Origin of the sequence: Desulfovibrio piger (genome assembly GCF_012843875.1) — a bacterium.
Classification (GTDB): domain Bacteria; phylum Desulfobacterota; class Desulfovibrionia; order Desulfovibrionales; family Desulfovibrionaceae; genus Desulfovibrio.
Genome location: NZ_JABAFY010000097.1, coordinates 1 through 2180 on the forward strand (window position 1 = coordinate 1; position 2180 = coordinate 2180).

Annotated in this window: 2 protein-coding genes; both read right to left on the minus strand. The window is 47.3% G+C overall.

The annotated features are described in order from the left end of the window. Window positions 1-487: 487 nt before the first annotated feature. Complete coding sequence (locus tag HF854_RS12230) at window positions 488-1141, minus strand: hypothetical protein (protein WP_087353053.1); 654 nt, start codon at window positions 1139-1141, stop codon at window positions 488-490. Between the two features lie 21 nt (window positions 1142-1162). After that, entirely contained in the window at window positions 1163-1951 is a 789-nt protein-coding gene (locus HF854_RS12235; RefSeq protein WP_168936533.1) for a hypothetical protein, read from the minus strand. Window positions 1952-2180: the final 229 nt, after the last annotated feature.

The following is a 2180-nucleotide window of genomic DNA, read 5'->3' on the forward strand; positions in this document are numbered from 1 at the left end:
TCCGCTCTGACGCACATTTTGGACAGTATTGCATAAAGAACTCCTTAACTGGAGTATGTCATTATAACATTCTTTATGCAATACTCTCAAAAATTTTAATAGCGTCTATCTCATATGGGCTTTTCCAAAGATATCTTTTGCCGATATCTGGTCTCCTATGATACGGAGGGGAGACAATTTTGAGATCAGTCACAGGAAGTCAAATCTAAAAAATCGTGTGGAAGAAGTTATAGAATAGGCTGTTGTCGAGCTCACCACCACATTTCCCGCATATGGGTAAATCGGCAAAACAAAAGCAATGCATTTCCAGAATGAATACTTTATCCCTATTTCGATTCAATAGATACGATATTCTCCCGACTGATACTTCTGGTTTTCCATTTTCAGATATAATGGAAAACATCGGACAGAGCTTTTTCATTCAGTTTAGGGTTCTTTCTGTCAGTCAAGAGCCAACATTTTTACAGGAAAAACCTTATCAGCTGTCTTAGCCCATAGCCTGTTCCGTAAACTCAAAGCTTTTAAGCTGCAATTGTCCGTCCTGATAATGTACTATGACGTGGAATGTAGCCTCTTTCCATATGATTTCCCCGCCGTCTACTTCTTTGAAACGCTGGAGTCTGCCAAACATTTCCCAGTGTTTTTCATCTATGGGCTCCATCATCTCCACGTTGGCATAGCCTGGCAGTAAATCATCCGGGGACAGGTTGCATATATTGCCCGTTTTGTCGCTCAGAACGGAAAAATCAATAAAATAACCGTTACCATCAAAGTAGACTCCTTCGAAGTCTCCGTGCCTGCTCACTTCCTGACCAAAGATGGTTCGGGCAATCTCTTCCACCCCATCCTTCGGCACATACCCCCGCAAATTTTCAGATATGCCTTGGAAAAAACTAGGATGTTCATCACGATCCAGACCACAGACTGAGCCTTCAGACAGGATGAGGAAAAAGAGCGCATCCCGGCACAGCTCGTTCTGGGATTTATGAGCACTCTTTGTCAGGCCCATGCTCCACAGGATAAGCAAATTATCCTCCATGACGAGCTGCTCCGCCCGAGACGGGAATGCTCCTTGCGCGAAAGTGGGTAGGGGACAGAGCAGCAGGCAGGCCAATATCACCAAAAGCAAAACCTTGTTCATAATTCGCCTCGCTGAAGAAACTTACTGTGCGTTGAAGTCGAGGGAAAGGATGCGCCAATACTTACCCGTCTTTTTGGCGATCAGGCGGAATGTATCCCGCTTGGTTACTCGCAAGATATCGCCTTCTGCTTGATACAGGCCACGCACTTCGCCTTCCATGATCCATGCGTCATTTTCAGGGTACAGATTAAACGGCTGGGCGAAAGCGTCATGCTCATGGTACAGAGGCCAGGACTCGAACAGCCGGATATCATCGACGAACAGCCCTTCCTCCTTCCGAAAGAAGTAGTCGGCCTGAGGCAGGGCCGATCTGTCGAAAGACCAGCCCAGCCACTCCTGCGCCACGCTCTCCAATTTTGCAAACGGAACATAAAGCCTGTACTGCTCTGGCACTCCGTTAAAAAGCCGCAGAAGTTCCTGCTTATCCTCTTCATTGTCACACGCTTCAGGAAAATTCATGATGCCTTCATTTGAGGCCATCACCATGAGCTGAAGCACTGTGCGCGCAACGAAAGAAGGAGAAAGCTGTCCGTTTTCCACCAGACCGAAGGTCCTCGTTCTCGGTGGTGACATGTCTTTAGGCTGCCCCTCGCCGATACCGACACGCAGTTTCCAGAACGAGACTACATTGTCCAGCAAAAGCAGCCTCTCTGGACGACTCATCAATTTGGCCACATTGTTCAGCTCGTGTACTTTCTCAGAATTTACATTCAGGGGAGGTCGGGGTTGGATGGCACGAACCGGAGCTGCAATACTCAGACACAGGGAAAAACACGCTGCGAACAACAGACGTGTGTGTAGGCCTTTCATGGTTCCCTCCTCAGGCGTTAACTACACTACCAGTTGATAGCAGTTCTACCCTGAAAGGGGACAGCTATGCATCCTCCTTGTGATGAAAAAGGAATAAAAAGCCAGGGAAAGGGGAGTCATCATGAAGATGAAGCAGGCGTCTGATGCCCTTCTTCAGAGCGTGTTTGGAAACTTCAGCTTTTATAGTTACAAGAAGGCATGTGGACAAAAAAAGACTGTGCGCGGCAGC